The sequence below is a fragment of the Amycolatopsis sp. GM8 genome, from assembly GCF_021653975.1.
In the GTDB taxonomy this organism is placed as follows: domain Bacteria; phylum Actinomycetota; class Actinomycetes; order Mycobacteriales; family Pseudonocardiaceae; genus Amycolatopsis_E.
Genome location: NZ_JAJKFK010000003.1, coordinates 25,163 through 39,858, shown reverse-complemented (window position 1 = coordinate 39,858; position 14,696 = coordinate 25,163). Strand labels below are relative to the sequence as shown.

14 protein-coding genes are annotated in these 14,696 nt (G+C 67.4%); 12 read left to right on the top strand and 2 right to left on the bottom strand.

Annotated elements, in window-relative coordinates; genetic code table 11:
- Positions 1-91: 91 nt before the first annotated feature.
- The gene (locus tag LOZ83_RS13325; RefSeq protein WP_236790836.1) at positions 92-865 is read right to left on the bottom strand and encodes an IclR family transcriptional regulator; all 774 of its coding nucleotides are present in this window, start codon (positions 863-865) and stop codon (positions 92-94) included.
- Complete coding sequence (locus LOZ83_RS13320; RefSeq protein WP_236790835.1) at positions 862-1,311, bottom strand: nuclear transport factor 2 family protein; 450 nt, start codon at positions 1,309-1,311, stop codon at positions 862-864. The genes LOZ83_RS13325 and LOZ83_RS13320 overlap by 4 nt, the downstream gene beginning before the upstream one ends.
- A gap of 227 nt (positions 1,312-1,538) precedes the next feature.
- Here LOZ83_RS13320 and LOZ83_RS13315 point away from each other — a divergent pair, with 227 nt between their 5' ends.
- The 12 genes from LOZ83_RS13315 (at position 1,539) to LOZ83_RS13260 (ending at position 14,688) form a co-directional block, all read left to right on the top strand.
- Positions 1,539-3,668: a hydantoinase/oxoprolinase family protein gene (locus tag LOZ83_RS13315; protein WP_236790834.1), complete on the top strand. Its 2,130-nt coding sequence runs from the start codon at positions 1,539-1,541 to the stop codon at positions 3,666-3,668.
- Positions 3,669-3,675: 7 nt separating this feature from the next.
- On the top strand, positions 3,676-5,835 hold the full coding sequence (locus LOZ83_RS13310) for a hydantoinase B/oxoprolinase family protein (RefSeq protein WP_236790833.1): 2,160 nt from the start codon (positions 3,676-3,678) through the stop codon (positions 5,833-5,835).
- Positions 5,832-6,938, top strand: a complete 1,107-nt coding sequence (locus tag LOZ83_RS13305) for an iron-containing alcohol dehydrogenase family protein (protein ID WP_236790832.1) — start codon at positions 5,832-5,834, stop codon at positions 6,936-6,938. Before LOZ83_RS13310 ends, LOZ83_RS13305 begins: the two co-directional genes overlap by 4 nt.
- Before the next feature lie 12 nt (positions 6,939-6,950).
- On the top strand, positions 6,951-8,405 hold the full coding sequence (locus LOZ83_RS13300; protein ID WP_236790831.1) for an aldehyde dehydrogenase family protein: 1,455 nt from the start codon (positions 6,951-6,953) through the stop codon (positions 8,403-8,405).
- Between the two features lie 29 nt (positions 8,406-8,434).
- Positions 8,435-9,295 (top strand): LLM class F420-dependent oxidoreductase, encoded by an 861-nt coding sequence (locus LOZ83_RS13295; protein WP_236790830.1) that lies wholly within the window; start codon positions 8,435-8,437, stop codon positions 9,293-9,295.
- Positions 9,296-9,458: 163 nt separating this feature from the next.
- Positions 9,459-9,929: a nuclear transport factor 2 family protein gene (locus LOZ83_RS13290; protein WP_236790829.1), complete on the top strand. Its 471-nt coding sequence runs from the start codon at positions 9,459-9,461 to the stop codon at positions 9,927-9,929.
- Positions 9,926-10,306 carry an EthD domain-containing protein gene (locus tag LOZ83_RS13285; RefSeq protein ID WP_236790828.1) on the top strand — a complete coding sequence of 127 codons (381 nt, stop codon included), beginning with the start codon at positions 9,926-9,928 and terminating at the stop codon, positions 10,304-10,306. Before LOZ83_RS13290 ends, LOZ83_RS13285 begins: the two co-directional genes overlap by 4 nt.
- Entirely contained in the window at positions 10,306-11,124 is an 819-nt protein-coding gene (locus LOZ83_RS13280; RefSeq protein WP_236790827.1) for an ABC transporter ATP-binding protein, read from the top strand. Before LOZ83_RS13285 ends, LOZ83_RS13280 begins: the two co-directional genes overlap by 1 nt.
- Positions 11,124-11,837 (top strand): ABC transporter ATP-binding protein, encoded by a 714-nt coding sequence (locus tag LOZ83_RS13275; RefSeq protein ID WP_236790826.1) that lies wholly within the window; start codon positions 11,124-11,126, stop codon positions 11,835-11,837. Before LOZ83_RS13280 ends, LOZ83_RS13275 begins: the two co-directional genes overlap by 1 nt.
- Positions 11,838-11,839: 2 nt before the next feature.
- The gene (locus LOZ83_RS13270) at positions 11,840-12,745 is read left to right on the top strand and encodes a branched-chain amino acid ABC transporter permease (protein WP_236790825.1); all 906 of its coding nucleotides are present in this window, start codon (positions 11,840-11,842) and stop codon (positions 12,743-12,745) included.
- Positions 12,742-13,800, top strand: coding sequence for a branched-chain amino acid ABC transporter permease (locus LOZ83_RS13265; protein WP_236790824.1), 1,059 nt, complete (start codon positions 12,742-12,744; stop codon positions 13,798-13,800). The genes LOZ83_RS13270 and LOZ83_RS13265 overlap by 4 nt, the downstream gene beginning before the upstream one ends.
- 57 nt (positions 13,801-13,857) lie before the next feature.
- The gene (locus LOZ83_RS13260; protein ID WP_236790823.1) at positions 13,858-14,688 is read left to right on the top strand and encodes a patatin-like phospholipase family protein; all 831 of its coding nucleotides are present in this window, start codon (positions 13,858-13,860) and stop codon (positions 14,686-14,688) included.
- Positions 14,689-14,696 lie beyond the last annotated feature (8 nt).

The window sequence follows — 14,696 nt, the reverse complement described above, 5'->3', positions numbered from 1 at the left end:
GCTACCTCCTCGGCGGAGAAACCGTCACCGCGGAAATCGATGGCCTCGGCCAACTCCGCAACCAAAGACGCCTGGATCGGCTTCGCTGTAGTCAGAGTGCTCCGGCGATCTGTCGCGCCGCCCACGCGAGACTTTCGGAGATGACGATCATGTGCTTTCGCGGCATCCTGGAACGCGGTCCGGAGGCAGCCATCGCGGCCAGCGCACGGCCGGAGGAGTTCCGGATCGCGACGGCGACGGCCGCGACATCGGGCTCACCCTCACCGAGGGACATGGCGTAGCCCGCCCGCCGAACCTTGGTCAGTTCGGCTTCCAGTTCGGTCAGGTTCGTGATCGAGTGCTGCGTCCGCGACGGCAGATGCGAATCGCGGTGGAGCGCCCGGAACTCAGCCGGTTCCAGGTCCGCCAGAAGCACCTTTCCGCCGGAAGAGCAATGCGCGGGCATCGACAATCCGACGCGGGAGGTGGTTCGCAATGCCTGCGTACACTCGGCCGCCGCGATGAACTTGACATTCTTGCCCTGCAGCACCAGAAGTTGCGTGGTCTCGCGCAGTTCACGGCTCAGGCGCTCGAGATACGGACGGGTTACCGCGAGTACGTCGGCGTCGCCGAGCCCGCCGAAGCAGGCTCGCCCGGCCGTCCCGCCCGAGTAGGCATGGGTTGTGGGGTCCTTCTCCGCGAATTTCCGGTAGACGAGCGCGGAGAGCAGCCGGTGCGCGGTCGATACGGAGATGCCGAGTTGACTGGCCACATCGGACACCCGCACCGATGAATGCTGGCCCAGCATCATGACGATCCTCAGCGCGTTGTCGACCGACGTCATCGGCGGGCCGCTTTCGCGCGAGATATCAGCCCGGCCGGTCATGAACGGGTCGCCTTCGTGACCGCCACCGGATCGAGGTAGAAGACCGTCCAATCGCGGATCAGTCCGTCGTCGAAGAGGATGAGGTGCCCGACCCGCGAGTCCACCTGGCGGCCCGTCGCCCGGGCGATCGCCCGCAACCGCAGGCGGATCGCCAGGCCCTCGTCGCCCGTGAAATACCGGATCTCACGCAGATCGATCGACCGGAAGGTCTGTGAGAAGGCGGCGAAGAAGCGCTCGATCCCGTGGACGCCGACCCAGTCACCGGGAAAGGGGACCCGCGGCCCCTGATGCATGACGACCTCGGGATGCAGGTGCGCCGCCATCTCTCCGAAATCGGCGCCCACCTCGGCGCCGCCGGCTGCCACGTACCGGGTCTCGGCCGCGAAGAAACTGTCGAGGGTGGCCCTGAATCGCTGACCGTCGGAGCGATCTTCGTGATGGCTCATGGCATCTTCCCTCGTTCCTCCGCCCGGGCATCGTCGCCCGGGCCACAGCAAGGCGGTCGATCGGAGTGTAACCACGCCCTTCCGGCCACCGGCAGGCCATTTTCCTCATAACGGAAAAGAATATCGACACCCCGGAATGGCTGCGGTTAGCTGCGATCTCGGACCCTCCACCACACGGTCGCGCGCGACAGCGACGCACACAAGTGACCCGCATCAGGGAGCGCAGTATGGACCCAGCCAGCGAGCAGCTGTATGTCGGCGTCGACACCGGCGGCACCTTCACCGACCTGGTCGTGATGGATGCCGCCGGGCGCATCCACACGAACAAGGCGCCGACCACACCCCATGCCCTAGAGGAGGGCGTCTTCACCGCGCTCGAACTCGTCGCCGCGGACCGGGGCGAGACCGTCGAGGAGATGCTCGGCAAGGTCGAGAGCTTCGGCCACGGCACGACGCAGGCGACGAACGCGCTGATCGAGCGGAACGGCACCGCGACCGGGCTGATCACCACCCAGGGGTTCGGGGACACGCTGATCATCCAGCGCCTGATGGGCTTCACCGCCGGGATGCCCACCGAGACCCTCAGCCAGTTCAAGAGCAGGAGCTACCCCCTGCCGATCACCCCGCGGCAGTTGATCGCCGAGGTGCCGGAGCGGGTCGACCAGGCGGGGAACGTCCTCGTCCCCCTCGATGAGCCGGCCGTCCGTGCCGCCGTCGAGCAACTCGGCCACAACGGCGCCAAGTCCTTCGCCGTGTGCTTCCTGTGGTCGTTCCGGCATCCCGAGCACGAGCGACGCGTTCGCGAGATCATCCGCGACATCGCGGGCGATGGCGCCTACATCAGTCTTTCCAGCGAGGTCAGCCCGGTGCTCGGCGAATACGAGCGCACGGCGACGACCGTGCTGAACAGCTACCTCGGGCCGACCGTGGCGAAATATCTGGAGCGGCTGGAAAGTAGTCTCCAGGCGCGCGGGCTGCGGGGCCGGTTCAGCGTGCTCAACAGCATCGGCGGTGTGATGAGCGCCCGCGATGCCGCGTCACGTGCCGTTCTCCTGCTCGCCAGCGGGCCGACGGGCGGTGTGATCGGCTCGCGGTATCTCGCGTCCGAACTGGGGCACGCCAACGTCATCACCACCGACATGGGCGGAACGAGCTTCGATGTGGGGCTGATCGTCGACGGTCGCCCGGTGATCTCGGGGGTGACCGAGGTCGGCAAGTACCACGTGTCGGCCCCGATGGTCGACATCACCGCGATCGGCGCCGGAGGCGGATCCATCGCCCAGGTCGCCGGCGGGAAGCTGCTGGTCGGGCCGGAGAGCGCCGGTGCCTTCCCCGGTCCGGTCGCCTATCGCCGCGGGGGCACCCGTGTCACGGTCACCGATGCCGACCTGGTGCTGGGCATCATCGACCCCACGACGTTCCTCGGCGGCCGGATGAGCCTCGACCCCGAGGCGGCCGAGGCCGCGATCCGCGAGCAGATCGCCGAACCGCTCGGTTTGAGCACCTTCGAGGCGGCCGCCGGCATCCGCCGGATCGTCGACGCGAAGATGGCGGACACCCTGCGCGAGCTCACCGTCGGGCGGGGCATGGATCCCCGCGATTTCGTGCTCTACGCCTATGGTGGCGCCGGTCCGATGCACTGCGCCGGGTTCGGGGCGGAGCTGGGCGTCCGGCAGATTCTGGTGCCGGCGACCTCGATGGCGCACTCGGCCTACGGGGCGCTCGCTTCGGACATCCACCATTCCGCCGAGATCTCTCAGTTGGTCCGGACCACTCCGGGCAACGCGGAGCCGTGGCTCGACCTCGACAGCGCTCACATCGCCGCGGTCTTCGCGGAACTCGAGCGTGGCTGCCGGTCCAAGCTGAGCGAGAACGGCGTGCCGGACGATCAGATGGTCATCCAGCGAAGTGCCGACGTCCGCTACCGGAGCCAGACGCACGAGCTGATCATCCCGATCGGCGACGGCCCGTTCGACGATGCCGCCACGCAGACGCTCATCGGGGATTTCGAAGAGACCTATGAGCAGACCTACGGCCGTGGGGCGGCGTTCCGCGAGGCGGGCATCGAGCTCACGACCTTCCGGGTGGAGGCCGTCGGTCACACCCCGAGCCCTGCCTTCGCGGTGCACGCGCCCGAGTATCACGCCGAAGTCGAGCGGGCGACCCGGCCGGTCTACGACGTCGTCAGCGGCGGCTGGCTCAAGGCGACGATCGTGCCCTGGCCGGCACTGCGCACCGGCGACCGCATCCCCGGCCCGGCCGTCGTCGAGCACCCGACAACGACGGTCTACGTCGACGCGAACCAATGGGTCTCGATCGACGCCGTCGGCAATCTCCTGATCACCCTGGCGATGTGAGGTTCCCATGCAGACGAATGCTGCCGGAAGCAGCGTGGAGATCGACCCGATCACGTTCGAGGTCGTCCGCCACCGACTGTCCGCTATCACCGAAGAGCAGGCGATCACGCTGCAGGCGGTTTCCGGATCGCCCGTCGTCACCGACGCCACAGACTTCAATGTCGGCACCTATCTGGCCGACGGCTCGATCGTGACGATGGGCCCGCAGGTGTTGTTCCACTCCGGCTCGATGGCCAGTGTGGTCCGGAACATCGTCAAGGACTTCTCCGAAAACCCGGGGATTCGCGAGGGCGACATGTTCGTCCTCAACGACCCCTATCGGGGTGCCCTGCACCAGCCCGACGTCTCCGTGGTGGCTCCCGTTTTCCACGAGGGGGTCCACGTCGCCTGGGTGGGATGTTGCGCGCACCAGCTCGACATCGGCGGCATGAACTTCGGCAGCTGGTCGATCAAGGCGCGGGACATCCAGCAGGAGGCGATGCTGCTGCCGGGCGTGAAGCTCGTCGAGGGCGGTCTGATCCGCGAGGACCTCTGGCAGATGATCATGGGCATGACCCGGCTGCCGATGGCGGTCGGGCTCGACCTCAAGGCGATGATCGCCGCGAACACGGTCGCGGGCCGCCGGCTCGTCGAGTTGTGCGACCGCTACGGGGTCGACCGGGTCCTGCGAGTCATGGAAATGGAGATCGACCACTCCGAAGAGCAGCTGCGCGACCGGCTCCGGACCCTGCCCGACGGCACCTTCCGCGCCATCGACTACCTCGAGCACGACGGTCACGAGAACCGGCTGTACGAGTACCACCTCGCGCTCACCAAGTCGGGCGATGAGCTGATCTTCGACTTCGCGGGCACTTCGCCGCAGGCGCCCGGATTCATCAACGCCACCTATTCCGGTCTGGTCGGCGGCGTCTTCACCGCTGTGCTGCCCATCCTCGGGTCGGGCCTGCGCTGGAACGAGGGGCTGCTGCGCCCGTTGACCATCCGCGCCCCGAAGGGAAGCGTCGTCAACGCCAATTGGCCCGCGCCGGTGTCCTCGGCGACGATCGGGTCGATCTGGGTGGTCACCAATGTCAGCGTCGCGGCCCTGTCCCGGCTCGCCGTCGTGTCGGCGGAATCGGCATCCGACGCGACCGCGGTGACGAAGGGTTCGATGACCGCGCTGGTGCTCTCGGGCAGCAATCGGGACGGCCAGCCATATGGCAACTTCTTCCTCGATTCGACCGCGGGGGGCGGCGGGGCGTACCACGATCACGACGGACTGAACGCCTCCGGCGACTTCTGCGTGCCCCGGCCGGCGATCACCAATGTGGAGAGCCACGAGGCGACCGGCCCGGTGCTGTACCTCTATCGCGCGCTCATCGCGGACTCCGGGGGACCGGGGCGCCAGCGGGGCGGCGCGACGGTGGGTCTGGCGTTCACCCCGCACGACGTGGACAGCCTGGAGACCATGATCGTCGGCCACGGCGTCGAGGTGCCCAACAGCGTCGGGCTGTTCGGGGGTTACGAAGGTTCCTGCAACCGCAACGAGGTCCTGAAGAGGGTCGACGGGCTGTCCCCGGTCGGCAGGGTCACCACGTTCGCCGAGCATGACGGGTGGCAGGGGGAGCGGGTGTCCCTGGGCGCGAAGCCGGGCTTCTTCACCTTGAACCGCGGGGACGTGCTCGCCTACAGCTTCCAGGGCGGAGGCGGGTTCGGCGACCCGATCGACCGGGACCCGAAGGACGTGGCGGCCGACGTCGTCGACGGCTATGTCAGCGTCGGGCACGCGGAGGACGTCTACGGGGTGGTCGTGGACCGCTCCGGTGCGATCGACGCATCGGCGACCACCGCACGGCGCTCCGCGATCCGGGCAGCGCGCATTGGGCGAGTGCCGGCCGCGACGGCGTCCGACGAACCCGTTCCGGGGACCCGGACGCTGACCCCGTCGCTCTTGCTGAGCGATGACGGCGATGTCGTATGCCGGTGCCGCCATTCGTTCGGGCCTGGCTTCGACTGGACGGCGCGAGCGGTGCGGCGCACGGTCGAACCCGAAGCGCACGGGCCGTATGTCCGGCTGCATGCCGAGCTCGAACTCCGTGAGTTCGTGTGCCCGTCGTGCGGGACCCTCCTCGGGTGCGAGGTCGCCCGGATCGGCGCGCCGGACCTGACGACTGTCGAGCTGCGATGACCGGTCGGACTTTCCGCGTCGGGACACGCATCGTGACCGGCGTCGGGTCCGTGGCCACGCTTGCCGACGAGATCGCCGCGTTCGGGCCGGAACGCGTCGTGGTCGTCGCGGACCGGGGGCTGTCGACCACCGGCACGCTGGACCTGGTCTTCGACGCCGCCGAGCAGTTGCGGGCGGCGCCGACCATCCTCGTCGATCCGGACCCCAGCCTGGACGACGCCGAGCGGTTGGCCGCCGAGGCGCTCGAGTACAACGCCGGCGCCGTGGTCGCGGTCGGTGGCGGCAGCGCGCTGTGCGCCGCGAAGGCGGTGGCGATCCGGCTGACCAACCCCGGGCCCCTCCTCTGTTACGAGGGAACCGGCCGGGTGCCGCGGCTTCCCGCGCCGACGATCGCCATCCCCACAACGGCCGGCAGCGGAAGCGAGGTGTCGAACGCGCTGGTCCTGCACCAGCGTGGCCGCACGCGCGAAATCGTCATCCGCGGGCCCGGCTGCGAGCCCACTGTGGCGCTGCTGGACGGGAATCTGGTTGTGGGGCTGCCCGACAAGCCGCTGCTGTACGCGGCACTCGACGCGCTGTCGCATGCGATGGAGGCATTGTGGACCCGCGGGCGGACGTTCTTCACCGACTCATTGGCCGAGTTCGCCGTGGAAACGATCCTGGAGGATCTCCCGCGTGCCCTGAAAAAGAGGGACCCGGAAGTCCTGCAGCGGTTGCTCGAGGCGAGCTGTGCCGCCAATCTCGCGTGCGGCAACACGGGCCTCGGGCTCATTCACGCGCTCGACTGCGCGCCGTCGGTGCACCTGCAGCACGGCTACCAGAACGGTGCGCTGCTGCTGCACGTCGGGATGTTCAACCGGGCGGTGATGAACGCCCGGCACCTGCCCTATCTCGACGCGGTCGAGGCGCTTTTCACGGAGATCGGCTTCGCCGGGCGCTTCCAGCCCGGCGATCTCGATCGCGACCACGGCGCCGCCATGGTCGCTGCCAGTGAGGGGCATCCGTTCCGGGCGAACAACGCGCTGGCGGCGACCGATGAGGACCTCATCGGGATCCTGACCGCCGCGGGCGTGCCATCCGATCTCGGCATTCGCCGTAGCTGACCTGGAGTGATCGTGACAGACACCATCGAAACCCGCCCGATGCTCATCGGGGGCCGGTTCCGGCTCGCGTCCGATGGCGCGGCCATCGACGCGGTCAACCCGGCGAACGGCACGGTGATCGCCAAGATCCCGCACGCCACGGCCGAGGACGTCAATGACGCCGTCTCCGCCGCCAAGGACGCCTACCCCCTGTGGCGGCGGCTCGAGCCGCCGCAGCGGGCGAGCGCGCTGATCAAGCTCGCGGCCGCGATCGAGGCCAGCGCCGAGGAGTTCGCCCTGCTCGACGTCGCGGACAACGGCAGCCCTATTCGCGAGATGCGCAACGACGCGGCTGTCGCGTGCGCCCAGCTGAGGTACTACGCCGGCTTGGTTCTGCACACGCGGGGAGAGACCATCCCGACCTCGTTCGACCGGCTCGACTTCACCACACGTGAGCCGTACGGCGTCGTGGCGCGGATCATCCCGTTCAACCACCCGCTGATGTTCGCGGCGTCCAAGATCGCCGCACCACTCGCCGCGGGCAACACGGTGATCGTGAAGCCGAGCGAACACACCAGCCTCTCCGCGCTCCGGCTCGCCGAGCTCGCCAGTGAGATCTTCCCGGCCGGGGTCGTCAATGTCGTGACCGGTGAAGGCGCCACCACCGGTGACGCGCTGGTCACCCACCCGGACATCCGCCGGCTCGCGTTCATCGGCGCGGCCGAAACGGGCCGGGCGATCCTGGCGCGAGCGGCGAGCGTCGCGGTCAAGACGGTGTCGCTCGAACTCGGCGGCAAGAACCCCCTCGTCATCTTTCCCGACGCCGATCTCGACGTCGCTGTGGACGCCGCGGTCCGCGGCATGAACTTCACCTGGCAGGGGCAGTCCTGTGGCTCGACGTCGCGGCTTCTCGTGCACCGGGACGTCTATCGCCCGCTACTCGACAAGCTCGCGACCACAATGGACGGTCTGCGCTCGGGCGTGCCCGACGACCCCGAAACCGAGACCGGCGCCATTGTGAACACTCGCCAGCTGGAGAAGGTGCGTCGCTACATTCAGCTGGGCCGCGACGAGAACGCCGAACTCCTCGTCGGGGGAACCACGCTGACAGAGGGAGAATTCGCCGGGGGCAACTACCTCCGGCCGGCCCTGTTCGCCGACGTCCGGCCGGATTCCCGGCTCGCCCAGGAGGAGATCTTCGGCCCGGTGCTCGCCGCGATGCCGTTCGAGACCTACGAAGAGGCCGTCGCGATCGCCAACAGCGTCCGCTACGGCCTCACCGCCGGCGTGTTCACCCGCGAGCTGGCCACGGGACTGCGCTTCGCGCGCGATGTGGAAGCGGGATACGTCTGGGTCAACGACGTGTCACGGCATACGCCGGGGACGCCGTTCGGGGGCTTCAAGGACAGCGGTCTCGGCCGCGAGGAGGACATCGAGGAACTCCTCGCGTACACACAGGTCAAGAACGTCCACGTCAGCTTCGCATGACCGAGGCCATTCGCGAGAGGCAAGAGAAAATGGAACTCGGTCTGCACATCGGGGACTTCACGTGGCTCGGCGGTCCGGCGGAACTCGGGCCGCGCCTTGCCCGGCATGCCCGTGACGCGGAGGCCGCCGGGCTCACCCGGATCACCGTCATGGATCACTTCTGGCAGATCCGGGGCGTCGGCCCCGAGGAGAACGAGATGCTCGAGGCGTACGCGACCCTCGGCTTCCTCGTCGCCCACACCGAGAAAGTGCGGCTCCACTCGCTCGTCACGGCTGTCGTCTTCCGCGAGCCGGCGCTGCTCGCGAAGCAGGTCTCCACACTGGACGTCCTTTCCGGAGGGCGGGTGGGGCTCGGCATTGGCGCCGCGTGGAACGAACAGGAGTCCCGGGGACTCGGCTTCCCCTTCCCCGGCGTCCCCGAGCGGTTCGGCCGGCTGGAGGAGGCCATCCAGATCTGCTTGCAGCTGTGGTCGGACTCCGAGGAGCCCTACGAGGGCACGTACTACCACCTCGGACGGACGCTGAGCGCTCCGCGCAGCCTCGCCCGGCCACGCCCGTACCTCATGATCGGGGGCAGCGGGGAGCGCCGGACACTGCGGCTCGTGGCGACGTACGCGGACGCGTGCAACATCAGCATCGCCGCGGATCCCGCACGCAAGCTGGACGTGCTGCGCGCACATTGTGAGGCGGCCGGGCGGGACTACGACGAGATCGAGAAGACGACTCTGATCCCGATAGGACCGGAGACGACGACGGACGAAATTGTGCGCCAGGCGGCCGAAATGGGGAAGCTCGGGTTCACCGTGGCCTATGTGATCGCGAGCGGAATTCCCGAGCCCGGCCGGATCATCGACCTGCTGGCAGCCGCGATCCCGCAGGTCACAGGCTGAGGTGAGGCTGACACCGGCGGTGAGTGCGTCTCGCGCAGAACGCGAAAACAACGCGGTGCCTTTCCTCTATGCGGGAAGCCTTGATGTCTTCCCGTTGCCGATTGCTTAGCATCGACCGGATCGCAGAACTGCTCACGACGAAGTGATTAGCCCGGAGGATTCCATGCGCCCAGGCCCCGCTCCCGGAACCGAACGCGTAGCCCCCACCGCGGTGCTCGACAAGTTCTACGACGCCGAGATGCGCTACATCGCGGCCGGAGGCGCCCGCGGTGGCGCGTCGTTCGACGAGATGGCCGCCTGCCTGCATCCCCAGGCCGTCATGCACATGGGCCCCTCCGTGCCGTTTCCCGGTGACTGGGCGGGGATCGACGGAGTCGAGCGATTCTTCGCCGTCCTCTCCGAAACCTGGTCCTCAATGGTCATCACCGACGTGACCTACTTCAGCCGCGAGGACGGGGTGGCCATCAGCATGCGGGTGGCGCTCACCTCGCGGGCCACCGGCCAGACCGCGCACGCACGACTGGCCCAGTTCATCACGTTCGATGCCGGGCTCATCCGTGACTTCACCGTCTTCTACCTGGACCCGTTGCGGCTCAACGAAGTCGTCGGCGCGACCGAGGGGGTGCGGCAGTGATCAAAGTGGTCTGCCTGTTCAAGAAGCGAGCCGGGATGTCCACAGCGGAGTTCCGGGACTACTACGAGAACCACCACATCAGGATTTTCGACGGGCTCATGAAGAACCCGGGAATCAAACGCTATGTGCGCCGGTACCTGACGCCGATCGCGGACCCGACCACCGGCACCGTCCACTCGTCGGGATTCGACGTGATCATGGAGTTGTGGATCAGTGATCGCGAACTCTTCGAGTCCCAGTTCCAGAGCGCGCAGGAATCGGAGTTCCGCACCCTCGTCGCGGCGGACGAGGCGCGGCTGTTCGACCGCACGGAGATGTACTCCCACATCGTCGACGAGGTGGAGAGCGACCTGAGCCAATTGAGGGGAGGTGCGTGATGTCCATGGTGGTGCCTGCCCGGCCGAAGATCGAGGCGACCGTGGAGAACGCCGTCTTCGTCGTGGACGACGTCCATCTCTCGTTCGGCGGGATCGTCGCCCTCAATGCGCTCACCTTCAGCGTCACGAAGGGCGAACTGTGCGCGGTGATCGGCCCGAACGGCGCGGGCAAGAGTTCGCTGTTCAATGTCATCAGCGGTGTGTACAAGCCGAGCCACGGCAGCGTGCGCTACCGGGGTGAAGAGATACTCGGCAGGGCTCCTCATCAGATCGCCGCACTGGGCGTCGGCCGCACGTTCCAGAACCTGGCCGTCGTGCCTGCCATGACCGTGCTGGACAACGTCCTTCTCGGCGGCCATCTTCGCTACCGCGGCCCGCTGACCGTGCTCGGCGGAGTCCTCCGGCTGCGCGGTGAGGTCAAGGCGGAACGGCGGTTACGGACCGACGCGCACGAGCTTCTGGAGCGGATCGGGCTCGCCCACCTTGCCGGCGAGGAAGTTTCGAGCCTGTCCTACGGATGGCAGAAGCGCGTCGAGATCGCCCGGGCGATGATGTCGAAGCCTTCGCTACTGCTGGTCGACGAACCGGCCGGCGGGCTGACGCAGGACGAGGTGCACGAGCTCGGGGCGCTGCTCCGGGGCGTGCGGGACGAGTTCGAGCTCACGATGCTCCTCGTCGAGCACCACATGGGCCTGGTCACCTCGTTCGCCGATCGCTGTGTCGTGATGAGCGCCGGCGCCCTCATCGCCGACGGGCGGCCCGCCGAGGTCGTCCGCGATCCGGTGGTCGTCGCCGCTTACCTCGGAGAGGACGACTGATGGCCGCCATCCTCGACGTCACGAACATGCGTGCCGGCTACGGCTCGATCCGCGTCATCCACGGGATCTCCTTCCACGTCGATCCCGGCGAGATCGTCGTGATCCTCGGGGCCAACGGTGCCGGCAAGACGACGATGATGAAAGCGGTTTCCGGCATCATCCCGGCCCAGGGCGACATCACGTTCGACGGGACCGCCTTCACCCGCCGGACCTCGACGGACAAACGCGCGGGCCTGGGCATCGCGCATGTTCCGGAAGGCCGCGGCACCCTCACCGACCTCAGCGTCATCGACAACCTGCGCGTGGGCGGATACACCCGTCCACGCGCGGAGGTCGCCGAGTCCATCGAGCGCTGGTTCGACGTCTTCCCGCGCCTGCGGGAACGCCGCGATCAGGCGGCAGGGAGCCTGAGCGGTGGCGAGCAGCAGATGCTCGCCGTGGCTCGCGCGCTGATGGGCAAGCCGAAGCTCGTCCTGCTCGACGAACCCTCCATGGGCCTCGCCCCGCTGATCACCGCCGAGCTCTTCGCGGAACTGCGGAAGATCAATCAGGAGACGGGCACCGCGCTGCTCGTCGTGGAGCAGAACGCGAAGCGTGCCCTCGCGATCGCGGACCGGGCCTACGTCATCTCGACGGGCCAGCTCGTGATCGAGGGCGACGCCGATGAATTGGCCTCCGACGACGGTGTCCGCGCGGCCTACTTGGGAGTCTAGACATGGAACTGCTGCTTCAGCGCATCATCGACGGAGTCGGCGACGGGATGATCTACGGCGCGATCGCGCTCGCCCTCGTTCTCATCTACCGCGTGACGGGACTCGTCAACTTCGCCCAGGGCGAGATGGCGATGTTCGCCACCTTCATCGTCTGGTGGATCACGCGACCGGACCGTTTCCTCGGATTCATCGGCGACCCGCAATTGCGCATGGCGGTCGGCATTTTCCTCGGGCTGGGAATCGGATTCGTCATCGGCGTGGTCTGCGAACGGTTCATCATGCGTCCGTTCGAGAAACGCCCGTACATCGACCAGGCGATGGTCACGATGGGCATGTATCTCGGGCTGAGCGCGCTCGCCGCCTACATCTTCAGCGTTCAGCCCGTCGCGATGGAGTCGGTCTTCAGTGCGGGCGGGATTCCCCTCGGCGGCGCGAACCTGACGTGGTCGACCATCGGCCTGATCGTCGTCTTCACGTCCCTGAGCCTGTTGCTGCGCCTGCTGTTCACCCGGACGCGATTCGGTCTGGCGATGCGGGCCACGACGAACAACGCGGTCTCGGCGCAGCTGAGCGGTATCAACGTCAAACGCACCCTGATGCTCGGCTGGGGGCTGGCCAGCGCGGTCGGCGGGGTGGCCGGCGCGATGCTCGCACCCAAACTGTTCCTGAGCCCGTTCATGATGCAATCGGTGCTGCTGTATGCGTTCGCCGCGGCCATCCTCGGCGGCCTCGACAGTGTGCCCGGCGCGATCGTCGGCGGCATCCTGGTCGGTCTCACCCAGCACCTCGCGGGCGGCTATCTCTTCGGCTCCGAGCTCGCGCTCGCCGCCGCCCTGCTCCTCATCCTCATCGTCCTGCTGGTGCGCCCACAGGGCCTCTTCGGCAAAGTGAAGGTGGAACGGGTATGAACGCGCCGGCGAAACCCTTATGGCGCAGGCGATCCTTCGGCGGGTGGATCGCCGGGGCGGCCGTGGTTCTCCTGCTCGCCGCGCCCTGGCTCACCAGCAGCGTGAACCTCGGCATGTTCGGCCAGGTGGCCAGTGACGCCGTCGCGGTGATGTCCCTCGCGCTGCTCACCGGACGTCTCGGCCAGTTCTCCCTTGGCCAGGGCGCGTATCTCGGGATCGGTGCGTACACCGCGATCCTGCTGACCAATGCCGGGATGTCCTGGTTCCTGGCGGTTCTGCCCGCGGCACTCATCACCGGCGTCATCGGGGGTGTCGCGGGTCTGCCCGCGCTGAGAATCAAGGGCATGAAACCGCTCGCCTTGATCTCGCTCGGGATAGCGATCGTTTTCCCGCAGTTCGTCCTCAAGTTCTCGGACTTTTCCGGTGGGGCACAGGGGTTGGCCGCCACACAGCCGATCCCGAGCGTGTTCGGTTTCAACCGCGCGGTCTCCGCGTATTGGACGGTCGTCGTCGTCGCGGTCATCGTCTTCGTTCTCGGGTGGACGCTCGTCACGAGCCGCACCGGACGAGCGTTCGTCGCCGTCCGGGATCAGGAGATCGCTTCGCGGACATTGGGAATCAACACGAATCTCACCAAGGTCGCGATGTATGCGTGGACCGCCGCGATCGCGGGCATTTCCGGCTGGATGTTCGCGATGGTGAACCGGTACGTGGCGCCGGCCGATTTCACGCCGCTGCTTTCGATCAGCCTCGTGCTCGGGATGATCATCGGTGGGGGCACGGGGAACATCGTGATCGGTTCCGTGGTGGGCGGGCTCTTCCTGGTCTATGTCCGCGACTTCGTGCCGACCATCGGGTTCGATCCGACGCTCACCCCGTTCGTCTACGGCGTCATCCTCATCCTTGTTCTGCTGTTCCTTCCCCGCGGGGCGGCGGGACTCCTGCAGGACATCCCGAAGCGGATACGACGTCGTCGCACCAGGAGCGAGCCGCCTGTGGCGCCGACGAATATCGACCAGAAAGCATCTCTCACCGGGCAGTCGAGCTCCCGGTAGAACCTCTCCGGCAATTCTTTTTCCCGGGTGATTTCGTCAAGCGGAAGGAACTCCGAAGTGAGCGACAAAAAAGACAAGGCTCTTGTGCTTCCCGGTGGGGGAGTGCTCGGGATCGCGTGGGAGACCGGCCTGCTCGCCGGGCTCGAAAGCCAGGGCGTGGTGGTGACGGACGCCGACTACATTCTGGGTACGTCGGCGGGAGCGGTGGTCGCGGTGCAGTCCCAGACCACGCCGATGGAGAAGCTGTATCAGGACCAGGTCGACGGGACCGGGGCTTATGAGCCGCCCATCACCGACGTGGACGTACCCCATCTGCTCAAGGAGTGGAAGGACGTCGTCGAGAACACGGCGGACGCGGTCGAGTGCCGCAAGATCGTGGGTTCCTGGGCGCTCGAATACGATCGCGTGCCAGAGCCGGAACGGCGCGTCATCATCGAGTCCCGCCTGCCCATCCATGAATGGCCGGAAAAGCTGATCGGCGTGACGGTGATCCAGGCCGACACGGGCGAGTTCAAGGTCTGGGACAAGTTCTCGGGCGTGAGCCTGGTCGACGCGGTCGCCGCCAGCTGCTCGGTTCCCCATGTCTGGCCGGCCGTCACCATCGACGGCAAGCGGTACTACGACGGCGGCCTGCGTTCGAACACGAACGTCGACAAGGCGGAGGGCTACGCCAAGGTCCTGGAGATCAGGTTCATGCACCTGCCGGACCAGCCGGATGTGCGAGACATCTCGGGTACGACCGACGTCTACAAGATCGAGCCCGACGAGGCCTCGACGAAGGCCCGCGGTGGCAACCCGATGAACCCCGACCTGCGGTCCGCGCTGGCGGCGACCGGGTACGAGCAGGGCGTGCGGATCGCGGACGAAGTGCGTGCTTTCTGGTCCTGACCGAAGCC